We start from the raw sequence: 21,065 nt of genomic DNA, 5'->3' as shown, positions 1-21,065 counted from the left end.
TTTAATCTATTTTACTACAAAAGATAAATAAATAACATTCGTCATTTTTTATTGACATCTTTTGTAAATTTATATTTTTTCTTTGGAAAATAATCGCGCACAAGTTTTTCTAATTGGCGTTTTTGATCATAGCCATGTTCAAAACATAAAATTCCATCTTCTTTCATCACTTTTTCTCAATTTTTGAAAATCTCATGATAGAAAAATAGGCCATCTTCCCCACCAAATAACGCAACATGGGGTTCATAGTCTTTAACCCTTGCACTAATTTTTTGTTGTTTAGGAATATATGGAGGATTGCAAACAAGAATGTCTGCTTTTATCTTTTCTTTAATAAATGGTTCAAGCATATTGCCCTGCAAAAGTTCAACATTTTGGCATTCTAATTTTGTAAGATTCTTTTGAGTTACTCGTAGAGCTGGTTCGGAAATATCACTAGCATAAATTTTTAAATCCGGGTTTTCTAAGCCAATACTAATAGCAATTGCCCCACTACCAGTTCCAATATCGATTAAAGTTAATGGTCCTGGTTTTTTGGTCTTACGATCATCAATAATAACATTAATATAATCAACAAGTTCTTCTGTTTCATAGCGTGGGATTAAAACATTACTATCAACATAAAATTCATTGCCATAAAAATATTGGCGATTAGTAATTTGTTGGAGTGGTTTACCATTTTTGTATTCGCTAATTAACGCTCAATATTGTTCTAAATTAAAATTAACTTCATCTTCTTGCATTGCATACAATTGCGCTAATGATGTTTGTAATGAAAAGGCCACCAAGGCTTTAATATCACTAATAAAATTAGGAATCGCTACTTCACTTAATTCTGCTTCAGTTTTTTTAATTAATTCACGAATTGTCATTAGTTACCTTCCATTTTAAGTCTTTGCTCTTCATTTATTAAGGCCGTAATAATTTCATCAATATTACCTTCCGTCACTTGATCTAATTTTTGGAGTGTTAAATTTATCCGGTGATCAGTAACACGGTTTTGCGGATAATTATAAGTACGGATTTTTTCACTACGATCACCTGTTCCAACAGCATCTTTTCGTAAAGTTCCTCGTTCTTCATTAATTTTACGTTGTTGTTCTTCATATAACTTACTACGTAAATGTTGCATTGCTAAGGCTTTATTATCATGTTGACTACGCCCATCTTGTGATGTTACAACTATCCCTGATGGTAAGTGTGTAATTCGCACAGCGGAATCTGTCGTATTAATATGTTGTCCTCCTGCTCCTGAAGCACGATAAGTATCAATTTTCAAATCAGCTGTTCTAATTTCAAAATCGACTTCTTCAATTTCTGGTAAAACTGCTACTGTTGCGGTTGAAGTATGAACACGACCTTTACTTTCAGTTTTCGGAATTCGTTGAACACGATGAGCTCCTGATTCAAATTTCATTTTTGAATAAACTCGTTCTCCTTTTAACATAAAAGAAATTGAGCTAAATCCTCCCGCTTCTGATTCACTTTCATCAATTACTTTTACTTTTCAATTTTGTTGCTCGGCATATTTTAAATACATTCGATATAAATCCCCAGCAAAAATATTCCCTTCATCGCCACCAGCAGCACCGCGAATTTCAATAATAACATTTTTTTCATCATTGGGATCTTTTGGTAATAACATTACCTTAATTTCCTCTTCAATGTTATTTTTTCGACTTTCTGATTGTTTAAGATCTTCTTTTGCTAAATCAATCATTTCTTCGTCTTTTTCTGTTCCCAGTACTTCTTTAGCATCAGTAATATTTTGCAAAATCGCTTTATACTGTAAATATTTCGTAACAATATCTTCTAACTGTGATTGTTCTTTTGCTAATCCGGCTAGTTTTTTTGCATCACCAATTACTGCCGGATTTACTAATTCTTGTTCAATATGTTCCAAGCGCTTTAACATCGCCTCTAACCGTTCAATTGTTTTTTGATTCATTTTTCCTACTCCTAGAATTTTCTCATTCTTACCAATTATAATATATATTTAGCCGTTAGGGAATTAATTTAACAAAAAAACCACCAAGGAAAGGTGATTTTATTTTGTCGCAATTAATGCTTCGATTTTTGGTAATTTATTTAATTGGTCAACTAATGTTAAACGTAATTCATAACTTTCAAACGTTTTGCGAACTGGATGTTTTGCGATAATTCGTTGAGAAACTTTAAAAACATTTTTATTAGCCACTACTAAATAACCTTCCTCCACTTTTACTTCTTCAAAGATAATTAATTTTGAATTAATTGGCAAGTTTTCGACAAAATGCCCTTTTAATTTAACAACTTCTTTTGCTGTTGGTTTTGCTAAGATATATACCTTAGCATTTAATCCTAATTTTGTTGCCATTTTTTATTTTCTCCTTTTTTAATATGTCACTTCATGACAATGACGGCATCGTGCCTCATATTTATCTTTTTCCCCAATTAAAACAATTGGATCATAATAGTTTGCTGGTTGACCATTAATTAACCTTTGTGTTCGATTGGCTAAGTTGCCACATTGAACACAAATTGCATGCAATTTTTTAACCTCTTCAGCGCGGCTCATTAATCGTTCAACATTAAGAAATGGTTCGCCACGAAAATCTTTATCTAAGCCATTAACAATCACAATAATGCCACGATTAGCTAATGAATCAATTGTTTCAACAATATTTTGGTCAAAGAATTGCACCTCATCAATTCCAACAACTAAAGTATCTGGCTCCAGTTTTGTTAATAACTCGGCTGAATCTAAAACTGCTATTGCATCAATCGCTTTTGCACTATGGCTAACAACCTTTTCTTCCGCATAACGATTATCAATACTTGGCTTAAAAATCTGAATCTTATACTTGGCATAACTCAAGCGGACAACTCTTCGAATAAATTCTTCTGTTTTCCCAGCAAACATACAACCCGTAATAACTTCAATTCATCCTAATTTTGCCTTACTATTTAAAAAATACATTCTCTGCTCCCCCTGTTATTCAATAATTTTATTATTACGAATAACTTCTTCTAAATCTCTAATCACTTTCTTAACATCATCTCATTGATAAATTTTGGCCCCCGCTGCTAACTGATGGCCACCACCATGGTGTTTATCTGCCACCTCATTAATAATATATTTACTACTACGAATACTTACATTAATATAATTCTCAGCTTTGTTTTCCACAAACATAACCCAAATTTTAAATTCTTTAATACTACTCATTAAATTAACTCATGATTTAACTTGTTCATATTTCATTTTATGTTCAACTAACATATCATGATTAACTTTAATATAAGCAATTCCCAATGATGCATATTCAATTTTTGCAAATAAATAATTTTTTAATTTTGCATCTTGTCATGTTTCATTATATAAGTTTTGATAAATCGCTTGGGCATCAACCCCTTTTGCCAGTAACTGTGATGCTAACATTAGCGTTTGGGGGGAAGTTTTTTTATACATATATCGATTTGAGTCAGTAATAATTCCAGTTAATAATAACTTTGCTGTTTGGGGTGATACTATTAAATTTGATTCTAATAACAATTCTGCCACCATTTCCGAAGCAGAAACTCTTTCATCTTCTATTCACTGGATATCACCAAATGGTGTTTTATTTGGATGATGATCAATTTTAATAACTGTCTTTCCTAACTTTCAATATGGGCTATCAATCCGTTCCTCATTCGCCGTATCGGTAATAATAATCAAAGCGCCTTCATAATCTTGATTGTGAACAACATCAGGAGTTGCTAAAAAGTTTAAGTACGGGTTTGCTTGACCATCAACAAGAACTTTTTTTCCTGGATAATTATCCTTAATGAACTGTGCTAAGCCAAAGGCTGACCCATAAGCATCGCCGTCTGGGGATACATGTCGTAAACAGATAATTTTATTATGGTTCTTAATTTTTTCTAAAATTAAAGCTTTTATCTTTTCCATATTGCCTCCTAAAATACTTTTACTAAATTATTATTTAAATCATAAAGTAAAAGTGCCCCTTTTTCGAGAAAAATCGCATTAACTTTTTTTAGATTAATATTTTTATCTTCAATCATAAATTTAATAATATTACCAGTTTCGGTTTCAAACGTACATAAATTTGTTTTAAAGATTTTTTTCAAGCCTTTAAGCTGTCCTTTGATTTTTAAATTATCACTCTTATTAAAGTTTTTTGTTTTCTCTAAGGTAATAAATTTAGGATTAATTGCCATTTGGTAACTATCTTCTGTTAAAGCCAGATTTTGGCCTTCCCCAATTGTAAAACCATTTCATAACAACCCTTTTTTCTGTTCATCAAAATTTACTTCATAAATGTTATCAAAATTATTGTAAATTGTTTTAAATAAAGTTAAAGTCCCTGGTTTTGTCAAAGCTTCAGTTTGCGTAATTACTTTTGCCTTGTTTTCTAAATCAAAGAATAAAAATTGGTTAACATAGTTTTTAATGTTTTCAATATTTTTACTAATAATTAAAAAGCTTGTTAATGGATAATCTTCTTTTAATTTTGTCATAATATCATTTAATTCTTGAACCTCTTTTTGGGTTAAATTATCAAAAGTATTATTGAAAATGAAGAGTTCTTTTTTCGTTAAGATTGCATTAATTATTTTAATCTTAATGTGATCAAAATTACTTAAGTTTTTTGTTAAACGGAATCAATTCATTTTAATTTCTAAATGATCCATTAAATTTTTAACTTGGTTAAAAGCCTGATTGTAAACAGTAATAACTTTTTCTTGTGCCAATTTAATTTCTGCTGAATTATCATGTGTTCTTGGTACTAATGTTCTATTTAATAGGGCAATATGATATTTATGAAAATATTCTAAAACCTTCCCTTTAATTAATGATGCTTCATCTGGTAATAAATTGGTAATTAATTGTTCTTGCTTTTGATTATATTCAAATCACTGGTCATTTGCTAACTGGATTCATTTTAACGAACTAACATTACTGTTATTTAAAATATTTTTAACAACTCCTAGTTTGTTTTTTTCTTTTCCTAAAGCATTTAAAACATTAATTCGATAACGACGATAAGCTTTTCGCGCATTCATTAAGCGATAACGTTCATAAGCAATTTCTGCCCCTAAAATTTTTAAATATTTCATTGCCACTAGTTTTGCTTCGGCAAAATCAAAACTCTTATTTTTAATTTTTCGTTTTTTAGCAATAAATTTACAATCACATAAGTAATCTAAATCTCCCACATAAGCAATTTTATCCCATAACGCTTGTAAAAAGGCAAGATATCCCTCTTTCACTCGAATTTCTTCTTTTTTCTGAATATAGGTATGTAATGTTTGTGATAAAATTGTTGAAGAATCTTGTTTAATTAACGCGGTAATTTCTTTTTGATGGAATAAACTAATTTCTTTTAAATATCTACTCATTCAATCTTTTTTAATTTTAATTGAATTTAAGTAATACTCTTTAATAATATTTTCGGTGATTTTCACTAGTTCTTCTAAATATAAATCATCACCAATCATTTGTAATTCTTTATAATTATATTTATTAGTATAGTATTCAACGCCAGCTTCATATAAAAATTTTGGCGATTTCAAAATATGATAGGCCATTCTTAATTTGGTTGGTAAAAATCCTAGTTTTAAAACTCCTGATGAAATTGTCGTAATTTTACGTTCTTTTGGTAATAAAGCGGTAATGTTATTATTATTTAAAATTATTTTCCCCCGCGTTACTTTCTTTTTTCCCAAAAGTAGTTTTAAAAAAAAGTTTGCTGCTGTTCGATTAGTAAAATTAACCCCTAAAACTTCTTGGCTGTTAACCTCAAAATCTAAGTTGTCAAAAATATTTTTTTTATAGCGCTTATATTTTAACTCCGTAATTTTTAAACCCATTTTTTCACCATTTCCTTAGTCATATTATACCGAATAAGCAAAGAAAAAAACACCTTTTAGTGTTTTTCCATTTTGTTATTTTTGTTTACTAGTTTTTTTGTTAACTTCTTTTTGTGTTTTTGAATCTTCTGCTACTTGTTTTGTTAATTCTTCTTTTTTCGTAAATTTTGATTTAAATCGCTCCACTCGTCCAGCTGAATTTGAAAATTGTTGATTACCAGTATAAAATGGATGGCATGAAGAACAAGTATCAACTTTTAATTCTTCTCCTTTAGTAGATCCACTCATGAAATCAGTTCCACAAGTTGTACAGATAATTTTTGCTTCAAAATATTTTGGATGGATTCCTTCTCTTGCCATTTTCATTCACCTCTCTTTAAATAATATTTAAGAATATTATTCGCACGTAAATAATGATAACATAATTTATCTTAAAAACAAAGAATTATTTTTATTATTCAATAATATTAACAAAATCATCGGTTGAAATTCGTAACCTTGGTAGGGTTGTACCTTCGGTCTTTTCATCATAATAACCAAAAGCCATTGTTAAAATTGAATGATATTTTGTTACATCTAAATAGCCTAGTTCAGCTAAGATTTTATCAGATTCGGGGGCATTAAATCCACCCATAATTGTCGAACCAATTTTTAAATCCGCTGCTTGTAGGGCCATAAAACTAGCGGTAATATGAATTTGTTGAGCAACATAAGACTTTAAATCAACTGCACTTTTTTCAAAATAACTGCGATAGCGTTCAATATATTCTTGTAGTTTTTCAGCTGAAATTCCCTCAACACGAGACAATCGTGCTGATAAAAAATCCTCTGTTAATAAATAATCTGGATTAACACCAACTAAAAAGACTAATGTATCTGCCTCTTTTACTTTTGCAATATTACCTTGCATTACTTGATCTGCAATTTGGGCTTTTGTTGTTTTATTACGAATAACAATTAATTTTGCAACTTCTAACCCCATTGAACTTGGTGCTAAACGCCCTGCTTCAATAATTAAATTTAAATCATTGTGACTAATTTTCTTGTTTTCATCATATTTTTTAACTGTTTTTCTTCAATTAATTGCTTTTTGAACTGACATTAAATTTTTCCCTCTCTTTTTTCTATTACTCTAAGCACTTTATCTTTGATAATTGCTTGCTCTGTAACTGTTAATTTTTTTAATTCCCAAATGTGTCTTGGTTTATTAACAACTTCAGGACTATTAGCAATTACTTGGAAAATAATTTTAGCATTTAATGTTCCATAACGCAATTTACGGAAGCGATAATATGTTGTTAATCCTCCAATTAGCACAAAAACCGCAATTCAAATTAAAAGAACTGCAAAGTTTTTCATAATTTCCAGTTGATAATTACCAATCCCACTAGGTGTTGGGGATGTTAAACCATAAATAATTGTTCCCATATTATGTAAACCATAACGGAATGGTGTTATATAAGATATGACATTGAAAAAGCCATTTTGCATAAATGATGGGAATGTTCCTCATCCAGCTGATAAGTTTAAAATTAAATAAATTACAACTAAAACTCGGCCAATCATTTCATCTTTTACCGCCATTCAAATGCTCCCAATGATAATGACAAATAAAGAGCCAATAAATAGAATTCATAATCACAATCACAGATACGATGGACCAATTGCCCCGAAACCTAAAATTAATAAAGATAGCATTAAAATTGTTGTTTGTATCCATGATGTTGTTAACATTAATAACATCTTTGAAAAATAATGCTGATATCATTTGGCATTTGCTGTACGCCCTTTACGATCATACACAAAAGTTTGTGTTAAAGTCCCAACTCAAACTCCAATAAAAATAAATAATTCTCCTAAACCAATTCCATACTGATTAAACTGATAACCTTGAACATCATAGGGAATATCAATAATATTACCAAGGTCACTAAATTTTCCTGCTAGTTTATCACTTTGAGCAAAATAGTCTGTTCGCGATAGTTCACTATTATCTTTAAAAAGATAATCCCCTGCTACATAGCGAACAATACCAAAGGCTTTTAATAAAGTAATAATTTTTTTACCTTGGGCTGTTGTTAATTTACCATCCTGAGTTAAGCTATTAACTAAATTTGTTAGATGAATAACTTTAATGTCTGTTAAATACTTTTCAAAATTTTCTTGTTTAACTACCCCAGTATTAGGGTCAGCTACAATTGTATAAAGGGTTGGTAAAATTAATTGCGTTACAGCATCTTTAATGAAACTTTTTCGTAATCCTGTAAACTCATTGGCAAAATAACCAATTAAAAAATTCTGTTTATATGTTCCCCAAATATTAACTTGGTGTTCTAACAATCATGAAATACTATCATATAAAGTTGCTTCTGATAAACTACCATCTTTTAAATTTAACATTAACTCTGTTAAATGGGCACTATAATCTTCTGGAATATTTAATTGGATCCAATATTTATCTTGCGGAGTAAAATTATCAGCTGGCAATTTCAAATAATCTAATTTTAAAGTAATTGAGCTAACTTTTATTTCTACCGCGTTTTTATCTTGATTATAATAATTTGGACCAGTAATAATATTATCGGTAATACCTCCAAATTGGGCAATTTTGCCAGGCTTAGCTGCTGCTTTAGTTAAACAAACCCCTTGATTTTCAACAGAATAATATTCAAATTCTGTTCCATTCGCAATTGTCTGGTCTGTATCACTTGCTGGTTTATAAACAATACACTGATTTGCATCTTGACTCGCAATCGCCATTGGAATTTTATTAACATTAATAAAAGGATTTCAAAAAGCTCAAAGGCAAAAGAAACCATATAAAAATGGAACAAAACAAATTGCAACAAATTTAATAATGCGATGTTTATTTTTAATTGTTTGTTCACAAAATTCTTTTTTAAACACTGTCCCAAATTTTGGATTTTCGTTATTTTGTTCCATTACTTTTTTCCTCCTTTATAAAATTGAATCACGATCTTCATTTTGCTCAATGCCAACAAATTTTTTCGTTTTCAGTTTTTCAATTTGTTTGTGATATTTTTGTTTGTTAGTTTCATTGTACTTAACTAGTAAGTGATTAATTTTTTCTTCATTTTTTTTATTAAACTCTTCTTCATTTAATTGCCAGACATTTTTTTCTAGCATCCCCGACTCTTGAGCAGTTAAATTATTTAATAAATAATTAGTTCCATAATGTTTAGTCTCTATATTTAGTTTTTCTAAACCTGTTTTAATTTTTTTATTACTAATAGTTCCAAATAATTCTTCTCTCCGTCATAATGCTGTTAGTCCTAATGAAATAATTATTAAAACAGGAATTCAGATTAGTAAAATACCACTATTAATTAAGATTTCTGTTTGGTATTGTCATAAATTACCCTCTCCAGTTGAAACTCCATAAATAATATCACCCATCCCATGAACAACATATTTAAACGGTGTGATTACTGACAAAGTATTAAAGAAATCAGCTTGTAAAAATGATGGGAATGTTCCTCATCCGGCCGTTAGATTCAAAATCAAATATAAAACAATAATGAATTTTCCAACATCACCATCTTTTGGCGCAAATCAAATTGCGTGTTCAATAACAGTAAAAATTAAACTACTAAACATTAGTCAGGCAAATAACGCCAAAAATCCTCCTCATCCCAAAGCACTAAATCCTAAAATTGCTAAACTAATGCCAAGGATGACTGTTTGAATTACCGTTGTTGCTAACATTAAAATTAGTTTTGAAAAATAGTGTTGCGTTCCAGTACTAAATTTTGTCCGTGCTGTTCGATCAAAAATAAATGTTTGCATCAAAACTCCAACTCACATTGCAATAACAATAAAGAATTCTCCTAAACCAATCCCATATTTGCCAAATTGATAACCTTGAATATGGGTTGGGATTTCAAATATTCCTTGATTTAAATCATTTCATGATGAAATACTTTCTTTCATTTTTGTATTGTACTCATTTCAAGCAATATGGGCATCTAAATTTGTCCCAAAAATTTCTTTTAAGTAACTTGTTACAATTGCTTGCCCTTGAGTTGAAACAAAAGTTAGAACATCTTTCACTGTATCATATAAATCTGGGGCAAAAATATCGGTTAAATCTAAAATTATTTTCCCAACATCACGGTTTGGATTTAGAATATCAACAACATTAAAGAGATAATTCTCAAAATCTTTTCCTTGAATATAATAATGTCCTTGATCATCTAATTTGGCAAATAATCAAAACAATGATGGGGCTAAAATTGTTGGTAATGTATCATGAACTAAAGCAGTTTTAATTTGGGTAAAAGTATATAAAACTTGACCAGCTAAAAAATTCTGTTTATAAGTTGTTCAAAAATCTGGTTTATTATTAATTAAAAACTGTAACTCTGCTTTTAGACTATCTGTCCCACTTGGTTCATCTTTAAAGTGTTCTAACAAACGTAACATTTTAAATGTATGTTCCGTATAGCCACTACTAATATTTAATTGTCCTCAGTATTTATCATTTGGACTAAAGTTTGCTTTTTCATTTGCTAAGTATTGCAAATTAATTTTCATTTCCCCTTGTTCAATTTGTAAACTTTCTGTTGTTGGATTATATAAATCATTATTTTTAATTGCCAAATCAATCATACTTTCAAATCTTGTCTGCAATTGGTAATCTTCACCAAGCCCTAAGCCAGCAAATCATTGTTTTCCATTACTTTGACAACCGTTAGCACTTTCGGCTTTACTATAATTAATGTTTGGGCTTGTTAATAAATTTTGTTCATCTGGGCCACTTTTTTTAACAACATAATTAATACATGGGGCATCATCTTTATTTACAATTGCTAAAGGAATATTTGAAACACTCGCTAAAGGGTCTCAGAAAGCTCAACTACAAATAAAACCATATAAAAAAGGAATAAAGCAAATTATTAAAAACTTTATAATTTGTGATCTATTCTTATAAATTTTTTCTTTAAACTCCGTCTTTAAGACAATGAAAAATTTTGGCTTATTTTTCATGGGCAATACCTTCTTTTACTCTAATTTTAATTCTAACTTATTTCTAGTATATTGTACACTAAAACAAAATATAAATAAGATAAATAATTAAATCAATTAAATATTTACCAAATAAAAAAACAGTTTCTTCTTCAGCTATGCTGTTATCAAAAACTGTTTTTATAAAACTATTGTCTAGTCAATTACAAATGGTAATAAACCAACTTGGCGAGCACGTTTAATTGCAACTGCTAACATTCTTTGGTTTTTTGCAGTTGTTCCAGTTACTCTTTTTGGTAAGATTTGACCGTTACCTGATATAAATTTTTTTAATAATTCAATATCTTTGTAATCAATGTAAGTAATTTTATTTTTTGTAAAATAACATTGTTTTTTAAAACGTTTAAATTTTGGATTCATTTACTTTTCTCCTTTTAATCTCATAAAATTGCATCATCACCATCAAAACTAATTGGGCCATTGTCTTCCATTGGCGCTGGTTGGTTTTGAGTTGGTTGGGCATAAGTGATATTTTCAAAATTAACATTACTTGGCGTTGAAATTACATCTGTGCTAACATTGCCAACATTTGCATTACGGCTATCTAAAAACGACACATTATCAGCAACTACTTGCATAATTGTTGTCTGTTGACCATTAACATTATCTGTTCTTGTTTGTAAACGACCATCAACAGAAATTAATGATCCTTTTCGTAAATATTTGGCCATATTTTCTGCAACTTTACTTCATGCAAAACATGAAATAAAAGCTGTTTGGTCATTAAAATTATTATTAACAGCTAATGTAAACGCAACAAATGGTTTATCATTAACTGATCTTTTTAATTCTAAATCTCTTGTTAATCTTCCGACTAATGCAACACGATTTAACATTTCTTCGCCTCCTTCATGTCAATGGGAATTATTCTGCTGCTACTGTTGGTTCAGCTTTTGGTTCTGTTCTTTCAACAGCTTCCCCATCATGACGGTCATTACGTCTATTATCAAATCTTTTTCCCCCAGGTTTACGTTCACCACGTTCTGGTTTATCATTTTTAACTTCTGTTTTTGCATAAACAACAGATTGAATATAATTTTTTTCTTTTTCAGTATTAATTACTAATGTTCTTAAAACATCATTTTCAATATGACTAATACGAATAAATTCATCAATATTTTCGGCTGTTGTATTAACAATTAATACACCATAGTATCCTTTTGTTTTTTTCTTAATTGGGTATGAGAAATCTTTTACTCCTCAGTCTCCATGCTCTTCAATTTTTCCGCCGTTAGCTTCTAAAATTTTATGCAATTTTGTTTGCAATCCTTTTAGATCAGCTGCGTCGGGATTTAAAATATACATTACTTCATATTTACGCACTATAATAATCCTCCTTGTGGTCTATAGGTCCGCTTTGGACAAGGAGCTAATTGCCTAATTGTTTTTGGCTTTATTAACTCGGTATCAATTATACCGTATATTAGCAATAATTGTAAGACTATTTCTTAATATTTTCCAAATTTTACATCTTCATAATATGTAATCTTCTGATTACTTTGTTCGCCAACAATTGTTGTAATTTCAACTTCTGGACAAAATAATTCAATTAAATACGCATCATCATAAATAACACTTGGCAAAGTTGTTTTTTGTTGGTGATAACATTGATAAGCTTTTTGTAAAATTGCCGTCTTAAAAAGTTGTGGTGTTTGGACGGTGACAAGTTCTTCACGAATCATTGTTTTAACAACTTTGTTGTTTTTCATCATCCGAATCGTATCAGTGATTGGCAAAACCGGAATTAAAACCTGACAATTATTTTGCTCGAAAAAAGTTACCATTTGATCTCGTAGTGTAGGTGTTAAAAAACAACGAGCACCATCATGAACAAGCGTTAATGTTGTTTTAATTTCTGTTGCTTGTAAACAAACTAAAACAGTATCAGCTCGATTATCTTTTCCCTTCACTAAAGTAATTTTTTTTTCGTTAGCATAGTGTTCTTGCAAAAATTGTCCAACAAGGTCATTAACACCAATAATAATTGCGTGACAAAAAGGATCTTCTAAAAATATCCTAATTGTTTTTTCAATAACACGCTCCGTTTGTTGACCACGATAAAGTAATTTATGGTCTTGATGCTTAAAACGTTGACTAGTTCCTGCTGCCGGAATAATAACTGTATAATTTTCCATTATAAAATTTCAATTCCATTTTTATTAACATATTCCAGAAAATCATCTTCTCAAATTGAAGGAACAACTTCAGCAATATGTTGTTTCTCTAATAATAGTAAATCCAACTGTGTCTTATAAATTCCACAAGTAATTGTTGGAGGTAATTCATCTTTTGCTAGTTTTGCATCATAATTTGTTCGAATTTTAATAATTTCTTTGGTAACTGCTAATTGTCTTTTTAACGCTTCTTTGCCAACACTTGCTGCACAGTAACCAACACAAATTGCCTTTTCCAAAATAAAATCATAAACAAAGATTTTTGTATATAATTCCCAATCCACAACATCAAATGATTCATTTAGATCCAAACTACCATTTTTAATAACATCCTGGAGACCATATAAAATAACTGGGCCATTTTCCCGGGTATACTTATCAATTCGTTCTTGATAAGTTAATAACCGCATTGATTTAACTAGTTCATTATAATTAACTCAATTAGTTTTTTCACTAAACTTACGATTCAACTGGGGATAAGTTTTTAATAAATTATCTTCAACATGATAAATTACTTTGACCAGTTTTTTGACAATTTGTTCTAAATTATGCATTGTTAATTGTTTTTCCTCAACTAAAATATCAAAACCAATTTCACTACAAACGACTGCCTGATTAATTGACTGCACAATATCACGACGTAAAGGATTCGTAACAGTTAAAATCCCTTCATCATTTAAAATATCATATTTTTGAATAACACTTCTTCGTCATTTATTGTGAGTTTGCAAAATTTCTCCGACTAAATTACTTGGTAAAATATCAAAATCAATTGGTCGCTCTGAAATACGAAAATCATCATTTAGTCCTGTTTCTTCACGACAAATGATGGCTGGTTCAACTTCTAATAACTTAAAAGTTGTTTTTAAGTTTTTAATTAATTCATTTTTGGTTTCGCTAATTGCCGTTACTGTTTCACGCGGGTTTAAAATTGAGCTATAACCAATTTGCATTTTAAAAGCCATTTTTTCACCTATTTTCCTCTTGGGCGCATATGAGGGAATAATAGAACATCTTTAATTGATTCTTGTCCTGTTAATAACATTACTAAGCGATCAATTCCAATTCCTAACCCACCAGTTGGGGGCATTCCGTACTCTAATGCTTCAACAAAATCAATATCTAATTCACTTGCTTCATCATTTCCTTGATCACGTTCTTCGATTTGTTTAACAAAGCGATCATATTGTTCAATTGGATTGTTTAGTTCAGAATAAGCATTAGCATATTCACGACCATTAATAAATAATTCAAAGCGATCAGTAAAACGTGGGTCTTGGGCATTAGCTTTTGCTAATGGTGAGACTTCAACTGGATGACCGTAAATGAAAGTTGGTTGAACTAATTTATTTTCAACAAATTCTTCAAAGAATAAATTGATAATGTGGCCAACTGAATTATGAAATTTTTCAACATAAATATTATTTTTTTTGGCAATTTCTTTTGCTTGTTCAAAAGTCATTTTTTCTCAGAAATCAACACCACTATATTCTTTAATTGCATCAACCATATGTCAACGTTTTCATGGTTGTTTAAAACTAATTTTTTGTCCTGAATACGTTACTTCATCAGTGTTTAATAATTTGTCTGCAATATAGCAAATTGTGTCTTCCGTTAATTGCATCATAAAACTCATATCTTGGTAAGCAATGTAAATTTCAACTGTTGTAAATTCTGGATTATGACGAGTATCCATTCCTTCATTACGGAATAAGCGCCCAATTTCATAAACACCTTCAAAGCCACCAACAATTAATCTTTTTAGTGGTAATTCTGTTGCTACTCTTAAATAGAAATCCATATCTAAAGTATTATGATGAGTTACGAATGGTTTTGCTGCTGCTCCCCCATGAATTGGTTGTAAAACTGGCGTTTCAACTTCAAGATAACCTTTACTATTAAAAAACTCACGCATATAAGAAATTATTCTACTTCTTTTAATAAAAACTTCTTTTGTTTCTGGTGACATAATTAAATCAACATATCTTCTTCGATATCTTTCTTCAATATCACTAATACCATGATATTTATCTGGTAACGGACGTAAGCTCTTTGTTAATAAAATAAATTTATTAACTCGCACTGTTAATTCCCCAGTATTAGTTTTCATCATTTTTCCTTCAACACCAATGATGTCTCCCAAATCCAATTCTAAAAATTTTGCGTAAGCTTCTGGGCCAATTGCATCTTGACGAACATAAATTTGAAAAATTCCGTTCTGATCTTGTAGCGTTGAAAAGCTTGCTTTTCCAGCTTCTCGAAAGGTTTTAATTCGACCAGCAATTTTTATTAACTCTGGATTTTCAATATTACTTAATTCTTCTTTTGAAAAGTGGCCAAAAGTTTTTTCTAATTCTTCGCTTGTATGAGTTCTGTCAAATTTTGCTTCAACAAAAGGGTCTACTCCTTCTTTAACTAATTTTTCTAATTTACTACGACGAACAATTTCTTGTTCACTAAAATTACGGTCTTCCATCTTTTCTTTCTCCTTTATCATTATCATACCCATTTATATATTCATTAACAAGTTCTTTTAATTCATTAATACTATTTATTTGTGTTGCCCGAATCTTGTAACTTGTTGCCCCTGCTTTACCACGAAAATAAAATGCCAAGTTTTTACGCATTTCACTGGCTGCAATTCGTTCTCCTTTTAATCCCATTAATAGATCAGCATGACGGAACACAACATCGCGCCATTCTGTTAAACTGGGTTCTGGCATTTTTTCCTTTGTTGCTAAATAATGGTTAATTTCTTGAAAAATTCACGGATTTCCTTGTGCTCCACGGGCAATCATTACTGCGTCACAACCGGTTTCTGCTAACATTCGCGCGGCATCTTCTCCACTAAAAACATCACCATTACCAATAACTGGAATTTTAACACTTTCTTTCACACGCTTAATTCAATTTCAATCTGCTTTCCCTGAATAAAATTGATTTCTTGTCCGTCCATGGACAGCAATTGCTTGCGCCCCTGCTTTTTCAATTAATTTTGCCACTTCAACACAATTAATATTATCTTCATCTCAACCTAAGCGAATCTTAACCGTTACTGGTTTATCAACCGCTTCGACAACAGCCTTAACAACTTCATAAATCCGATCAGGGTGTTTCAAGAGAAAGGCTCCTGCTTGCGATTTAATTGCAATTTTTGGAGCTGGGCAACCCATATTGATATCAATAATATCACAATCACTATTTTTATCGATGTACTTGGCTGCTTCAACAAATGTTTCCAAATCAGTCCCAAAAATTTGCATTGAAATTGGGTGTTCTAATTCATTAACTTTAATCATTTCCAGTGTTTTTTGATTTTGTTGGACAACTGCTTTATCACTGACCATTTCCGCATAAACTAAACCAGCTCCTAATTCATGACAAATAATTCTAAACGCTTCATTTGTTACCCCCGCCATTGGAGCCAAAAAGATTGGCGTTTTAATTTTAACATTCCCAATTTTCAACATGTTTCTTTTCCTTTTTTTACTTTGACAATAATAAGTAAATATTAATAAAAAAAATTAGTTAATACAAGATTTGATTAACTAATTTTTAATTTATTCTGTAATTTGTGTTACTGGTCGGTTTTTAATTGAATGCATTGCTAAAATTCATGATACAAATAAGATTACTGAGACAATTGCTAAGGCAATTAATGGCCCCGTAAAGTCAATTGGAATATTTAGCGGTGTTGCAAAGAATTTATAAACGATAACACCAACCATTTGCCAAATTAAGATTGAACCTAATCAAGCTAAGATAAAGGCAATTATAATTCCAAAGACATAATTCCCAATAACAACAAAATTAATTTTGGCATTTTTATAACCAATTGCTTTTAGGGTTAAAATAATTGGTGAAACTTCATCAATTACGACCATTACTATAACAACTAAAAGAATTAGAACAACTAATGCTACTAATACCTCAAATAAAATCATTGAGTTATTTTGTTTTTCCAGAACATCGTTAATTGTTGCTTTCATAACATCAATTGGAAAGACTGAAAAATCTGATTTCCGTTGGCTTGTCATCATTCCCATTAATGTTCCTGTAACTACATAACTATTTTGATCTGTTATAGCTTCTCAAATTGTTTTACTATCATCGGCAATAATTGATAAATTATTTCCTTGAAATTGTAATTGTGAAATTGAGGTTGCCATATCTTTTAAATCAATAAAACCATTATAAAGTTTTTCTTGTGAATAAAAGCCAGTATAGACGTTATGTTCTGGTTGACTAGGATCTAATGTTCCTGGCGCAAAAATGTTTGTAAATAAATTGTTATAACCAGTATAAATATTTGATGTTACTGTGTCATTACGAATAACTCCTACAATATTAATATTAATTGGTACTTTATTTTGTGTTTCACTTTTAATTGTAATTTGATCGCCAACTTTAAAGTTTCCATTTAAAGCTAATTTATAAGAAATTAAACCATTAACAGTATTTGTGTCGTTTGGTTGGTTAGCAAAAATTTGGTTAATAGCACTTTGGGAAACTCCTGTTCAGTTATACCCTGTTGCATAGTCACCTCCAATTGCGTCATTTTCAAAAACTCCAAGTAAATTAGCCCCAGAATTTTCTAGATTTCCTGTAATTTCTCCTTCAATTTGATAAACCATCGTTTCTGTTGATGGTTTATATCATAAATCATTAAACGAAACTACTGTTTGAGCTTGATCACTCATCATCATGGCATTAGCCGCTAATTCCATTAAAACTGGGCCACTGAAACTATCATTCCCTGTTTGAATACCACTTGGTCCAGCTTCTTGTAAAGCAGAAAATATTGTTTTTAAATCGCTTAAATAAATATATTGTTTTAAACCAGTATTTTGGTCTTTGACTTTATAAGTGTTTAATAACGCTAAATAACCTTTAATTGGCTCTGCAGTTTGGGAAGCTGCTAATACACCCTCATGGAATAAATCAGCACTACTATTTTCTTTTGTAATATCATCAATTCTTTGGTATGTTTTATATTCAAACTGATAAGTATTGTATTGCTCATCACTAACAGTTAGTTTCCCTTTATCATCTGTCCCATTAATTTTTGGGAAATTATTAAAGGTATAAATATGATCAACATTAGGATTGAAGGTATTAAAGACACCCCCAATAATTGAATTAGCAACTCCTGTTGCCCCTAACATTAAAATTAACATTAACGAAGAAAAGAAGAATAAAATAATAACTAAGGCAAATTTCCCTTTGTTTCGTGATGTAAACGCTAATTGTAAACGTCAAGTAAACCCTTTTCCTCGTTTTGCTAAACTACGTGAAATTAACCCCTGGCGAATTAGTTTCTGACTTTTTCCAACATTATTTACCAATGATAAAATTGGTTCTTTAATATAAATAAAAGTTGAAATGTATGAAGCAATTGTGAAAAGTAATGGGATTACTAAAAATAACACTAACATAAAACCGATTCCGGCATAAACTTGGTTGTAACTAAAAGTAACCATTCCTTGAAATTGCCCGTACATATAAATTTGTAAGGGGATTGAAAATAGATAACCTAATAAAATTCCTAACAAAATCGTAATTAGTGTTTTAACAGTAAAAATTCATGATAGTTCACTTGTTCGGTATCCTAACGCTTTAAAAATTCCAATTTGACGGCGAGTTTTATTCATTTCTTTTTTCATAACAAAGCTAATGAAGATAAAAGCTAGCAATGATAGCCCAGCGCCTAAAATAATGTAAACTGTTACTGTAATGTTCATTGAATTCAATGTTGAAATTGATTTAATTGAACTAAATGGTGTTAAAACATTTTGATTCTTTTTGTAAATACTAAAATCACTATCAGTTTTTTTACTAAAAATGTTTCTAAAATCACTATAAGAACTATTGTTTAAAAATTTCACCTTTTGATTTAAACCAAAAACAAAATTTTGTGGCTTATTGCGTAACCAAACATTATTGTATAAATCTTCTAAAATGCTGTCATTAACAAAAATTGCCCCATATTTTTTTGGATCTCCTGTAAAAGAGAAATATGAAGATTGTGATAATGTATCAGCTTTACTTCCAAATCCTGAAATTGTTGCTGTTTTTAATTCTGGTAGCAATGTTCCTAAGGCATAAAAGTCTAATTTTTGATCAATATTAATCGCATTATCACGAGCAAATTTATCGCTAATAACTAACGAATTATCATCTCGTTCATTAGTCCCTTCAACCATTACTAAATTATTAATTCAGTTTTTTGATTGTGAATTAATATGTTCAGTTTTACTAGTAAGATAATAATATGCACTTGGTGTTAAGTCACCTTGTTTTTGGTATCCTTCATAATAAAATTCTAAATCAACCGCAAAAGCAAACTTATCTTTTTGTAGGTCTAAAATATTTTTATTAACATAAAAACTAGCATCATTGTAATAATTAGCAATAATACTTTGATATTCTGAATTCAACATTTCACTCGCTGTTAAATTTTTAGTACCATTAAAAATATTTGTACTGCTATTTTTATTATTAAAATATAAATTTAAAACTTCTTTTAAATCTTTCCCTCACGCTAATTTGTTTTCAATTATTTTTGGATCTTTATCTTTTTTTAATAAGGCTTGATATCCCTCATCCGTTAATATTCCTTTTTGATCGCTATTTTCTAAAATTGGATTTAAATAATATTGATCTGAGTTATCAACAAAATAATCATAAGCAAATTCCTCATCAAATTTATTTGGTGAACTGACTAAGCTGTAATTTCATAGATTGGATTGGTTCAAAATTTTATTACTTTTCGTTGATAATTGCATTGGTGAAGCAATCATTCCAATAACCACTAACGAAAGAACAGTAATAAAAAGAACTAATCCTAATGATTCAATTCACTGTTTTAAGTAAGTCCTTAAATAGCTTTTAAAAACTTTTGACATCATAACCTCCTGTTCATAGTTTTTCGAATTTTTTTAGAAATAAAAACGCTTTATAACAAAGCGCTTTTATGATCAATCAATATCGCTTGGTTTTTTTGGTTTATCGTTTCTTTTAATTTGATCAATTAAACCATTTCTAACATGAATAACAGTATTAGCAATATCAGCAATATTTGGATTATGAGTAACAATTATAACAGTTGTTTTATATTTTTTATTAACATCTACTAAAATTTCCAACACTTTACGCCCCATTTCTTCATCTAAGGCCCCTGTTGGTTCATCCCCGAATAAAATATCAGGGTTTTTTGCTAAGGCACGAGCAATTGAAACCCGTTGTTGTTGACCCCCTGACATTTGGTGAGGATATTTATTCATTTGTTCTTCCATCCCAATTGTTTTAAAAATATCGTTAATTGTTAAATCTTTTTCTTTTGATTTACTTAAGTTTTCCCCAACTTCGGCATTTTCTTTTGCTGTTAAATTAGTTAAAAGATTATACTGTTGGAAAATAAACCCAACATGGTCTCTTCGGAATTTTGTTAAATCAACATCTTTTAGTAAGGATAAATTATAACCTAAGACAAAAACATCACCACTATTAACTTTATCTAGTCCTGAAATAACATTCAGCAAGGTTGTTTTCCCTGACCCTGAAGGCCCTAAAATAACAATAAAGTCTCCTTTTTCTAAACTTAAATCAATTCCTTTTAAAACTGGTGTTTCAACTTCCCCAGTAATATAAGCCTTTTTAACATTAACTAATTCAATTACGTATTTATCTGTATTTGGGGTTGTTCCTGTTGTTGAAACAATTTCTCCTTTTAAGATTTTTTTTGAATATTGTTTAGTTTGTTGTTTTTGTTCTTTTAAATTCTTTTTAAATTCCTTAACAACTGTATAATCAACTTTTTCTTTTTTCCCTTTTTTAGCAGGGGCTTTATTTACCTTTGCTTTTTTTTCAGCTGTTGGTTCCATTTTTTCCTTTTCGTTCATTTTTTTATCCTCCTATTGCCTTTATTTATCATTCTTACTTAACAATAATATCATAACAAAATTTTACTAAAAATGTTGTCTTTTCTTT

19 protein-coding genes are annotated in these 21,065 nt (G+C 29.9%); all 19 read right to left on the bottom strand.

The window, feature by feature from the left end:
- Positions 1–14 precede the first annotated feature (14 nt).
- Positions 15–872, bottom strand: a complete 858-nt coding sequence (prmC, locus tag SSYRP_RS00180) for a peptide chain release factor N(5)-glutamine methyltransferase (RefSeq protein ID WP_016340293.1) — start codon at positions 870–872, stop codon at positions 15–17.
- Positions 872–1,948, bottom strand: a complete 1,077-nt coding sequence (prfA, locus tag SSYRP_RS00175) for a peptide chain release factor 1 (protein ID WP_016340292.1) — start codon at positions 1,946–1,948, stop codon at positions 872–874. Before prfA ends, prmC begins: the two co-directional genes overlap by 1 nt.
- A 99-nt stretch (positions 1,949–2,047) precedes the next feature.
- Positions 2,048–2,356 (bottom strand): hypothetical protein, encoded by a 309-nt coding sequence (locus tag SSYRP_RS00170; protein ID WP_016340291.1) that lies wholly within the window; start codon positions 2,354–2,356, stop codon positions 2,048–2,050.
- Between the two features lie 18 nt (positions 2,357–2,374).
- Entirely contained in the window at positions 2,375–2,959 is a 585-nt protein-coding gene (locus SSYRP_RS00165; protein ID WP_016340290.1) for a thymidine kinase, read from the bottom strand.
- Positions 2,960–2,974: 15 nt separating this feature from the next.
- Complete coding sequence (locus SSYRP_RS00160) at positions 2,975–3,931, bottom strand: DHH family phosphoesterase (protein ID WP_016340289.1); 957 nt, start codon at positions 3,929–3,931, stop codon at positions 2,975–2,977.
- A gap of 8 nt (positions 3,932–3,939) precedes the next feature.
- The gene (locus tag SSYRP_RS00155; protein ID WP_016340288.1) at positions 3,940–5,856 is read right to left on the bottom strand and encodes a hypothetical protein; all 1,917 of its coding nucleotides are present in this window, start codon (positions 5,854–5,856) and stop codon (positions 3,940–3,942) included.
- A 75-nt stretch (positions 5,857–5,931) separates the two neighbouring features.
- Positions 5,932–6,216: a 50S ribosomal protein L31 gene (gene rpmE / locus SSYRP_RS00150; RefSeq protein WP_016340287.1), complete on the bottom strand. Its 285-nt coding sequence runs from the start codon at positions 6,214–6,216 to the stop codon at positions 5,932–5,934.
- Between the two features lie 94 nt (positions 6,217–6,310).
- A complete protein-coding gene (locus SSYRP_RS00145; protein ID WP_016340286.1) occupies positions 6,311–6,958 on the bottom strand; it encodes a nitroreductase family protein in 648 nt (215 codons plus the stop codon).
- Entirely contained in the window at positions 6,958–8,799 is a 1,842-nt protein-coding gene (locus SSYRP_RS00140) for an ABC transporter (RefSeq protein WP_016340285.1), read from the bottom strand. Before SSYRP_RS00140 ends, SSYRP_RS00145 begins: the two co-directional genes overlap by 1 nt.
- Positions 8,800–8,814: 15 nt before the next feature.
- Positions 8,815–10,863, bottom strand: a complete 2,049-nt coding sequence (locus tag SSYRP_RS00135) for an ABC transporter permease (RefSeq protein WP_016340284.1) — start codon at positions 10,861–10,863, stop codon at positions 8,815–8,817.
- A 174-nt stretch (positions 10,864–11,037) separates the two neighbouring features.
- Positions 11,038–11,262 carry a 30S ribosomal protein S18 gene (gene rpsR, locus SSYRP_RS00130; RefSeq protein WP_016338440.1) on the bottom strand — a complete coding sequence of 75 codons (225 nt, stop codon included), beginning with the start codon at positions 11,260–11,262 and terminating at the stop codon, positions 11,038–11,040.
- 14 nt (positions 11,263–11,276) lie between these two features.
- The gene (locus tag SSYRP_RS00125; protein WP_016340283.1) at positions 11,277–11,738 is read right to left on the bottom strand and encodes a single-stranded DNA-binding protein; all 462 of its coding nucleotides are present in this window, start codon (positions 11,736–11,738) and stop codon (positions 11,277–11,279) included.
- A gap of 28 nt (positions 11,739–11,766) precedes the next feature.
- On the bottom strand, positions 11,767–12,225 hold the full coding sequence (gene rpsF / locus SSYRP_RS00120) for a 30S ribosomal protein S6 (RefSeq protein WP_016340282.1): 459 nt from the start codon (positions 12,223–12,225) through the stop codon (positions 11,767–11,769).
- 125 nt (positions 12,226–12,350) lie between these two features.
- The gene (locus tag SSYRP_RS00115; RefSeq protein ID WP_016340281.1) at positions 12,351–13,037 is read right to left on the bottom strand and encodes an IspD/TarI family cytidylyltransferase; all 687 of its coding nucleotides are present in this window, start codon (positions 13,035–13,037) and stop codon (positions 12,351–12,353) included.
- Positions 13,037–14,041 (bottom strand): class-II aminoacyl-tRNA synthetase family protein, encoded by a 1,005-nt coding sequence (locus SSYRP_RS00110; RefSeq protein ID WP_016340280.1) that lies wholly within the window; start codon positions 14,039–14,041, stop codon positions 13,037–13,039. The genes SSYRP_RS00115 and SSYRP_RS00110 overlap by 1 nt, the downstream gene beginning before the upstream one ends.
- Positions 14,042–14,049: 8 nt before the next feature.
- Positions 14,050–15,552 carry a lysine--tRNA ligase gene (gene lysS, locus SSYRP_RS00105; protein WP_016340279.1) on the bottom strand — a complete coding sequence of 501 codons (1,503 nt, stop codon included), beginning with the start codon at positions 15,550–15,552 and terminating at the stop codon, positions 14,050–14,052.
- Positions 15,539–16,543 (bottom strand): tRNA dihydrouridine synthase DusB, encoded by a 1,005-nt coding sequence (gene dusB, locus SSYRP_RS00100; protein WP_408020054.1) that lies wholly within the window; start codon positions 16,541–16,543, stop codon positions 15,539–15,541. The genes lysS and dusB overlap by 14 nt, the downstream gene beginning before the upstream one ends.
- Positions 16,544–16,636: 93 nt before the next feature.
- Entirely contained in the window at positions 16,637–19,981 is a 3,345-nt protein-coding gene (locus SSYRP_RS00095) for an ABC transporter permease (RefSeq protein WP_016340277.1), read from the bottom strand.
- A gap of 66 nt (positions 19,982–20,047) precedes the next feature.
- Positions 20,048–20,977 carry an ABC transporter ATP-binding protein gene (locus SSYRP_RS00090; protein WP_016340276.1) on the bottom strand — a complete coding sequence of 310 codons (930 nt, stop codon included), beginning with the start codon at positions 20,975–20,977 and terminating at the stop codon, positions 20,048–20,050.
- Positions 20,978–21,065: the final 88 nt, after the last annotated feature.

The sequence above is a fragment of the Spiroplasma syrphidicola EA-1 genome, from assembly GCF_000400955.1.
Classification (GTDB): Bacteria; Bacillota_I; Bacilli_A; order Mycoplasmatales; family Mycoplasmataceae; genus Spiroplasma; species Spiroplasma syrphidicola.
The sequence above is the reverse complement of the archived record's forward strand: the minus strand, read 5'-3'. Positions and strand labels throughout refer to the sequence as shown.